The 681-nt window shown below is 65.2% G+C and carries 1 pseudogene; it reads right to left on the reverse strand.

Annotation, left to right across the window (positions count from 1 at the left end):
- Positions 1–519 precede the first annotated feature (519 nt).
- Positions 520–681: pseudogene (locus HCC78_RS34400) on the reverse strand (IS110 family transposase); the annotation flags it as partial.

Consider the following 681-nt stretch of genomic DNA (forward strand, 5'->3'; position numbering starts at 1 on the left):
CGGGGCGGCCCAGACCGTCTATCGCGGGATCGAGCGGGTGCGCTCGCGCTTCATCCTCACGCTCGCGGCGGCAAATCTCGCCCGGCTGCCGCGGCTGCTGGCCATCTGAGGACGGCTGCTCCCGCGCAACCTGCGCCGAGAGGCAAGGAACGGCTGGAAGATCGCGCCACCACGCACAGCGAGACGGAAAACAATTCCGCTCGCCCGACTATTTCAGAAGCCTGTTCTCATGATCGCTGTCAACCCTTTGTTTCAACGCAATTCCCCCGACAGGGCCGGGTGCAAGCTTTTGAAGATGCGCAAGGCTGGGGACGGAACTGAGACGACGGTTGAGCAGGCTCTCATACGCGGGTTGAATACCGCATGACCGTGGTTTCGTCTTGGGGCTGCCTCGCTCTAAGGGTCGAGCGTCGTTTCCGGCTCACAACAGGGCACGAGGGTTCCCCACCGCGTTCCGCCCCCGGCCTTGCGCATCAGCGGGCCGGGGTACTTCCGTTCTAAGCTTCCTGCGTCGCGTCTTCAGGCCGGGGCAGTCGTTACGGTTCGGGCGATGGCCCAGATGAAGCCCGCCATCTCGCGGGCAATGGTCGTGGTCACGACCACCTTCGGCTTCCCGGCCGCCGCCAGGCGGCGATAGCGCTGGCACATCCGCAGCTGCCCCTTCCAGGCAATGTCGCGCAC

Source organism: Mangrovicoccus sp. HB161399, from assembly GCF_013184745.1.
Taxonomy (GTDB): domain Bacteria; phylum Pseudomonadota; class Alphaproteobacteria; order Rhodobacterales; family Rhodobacteraceae; genus Mangrovicoccus.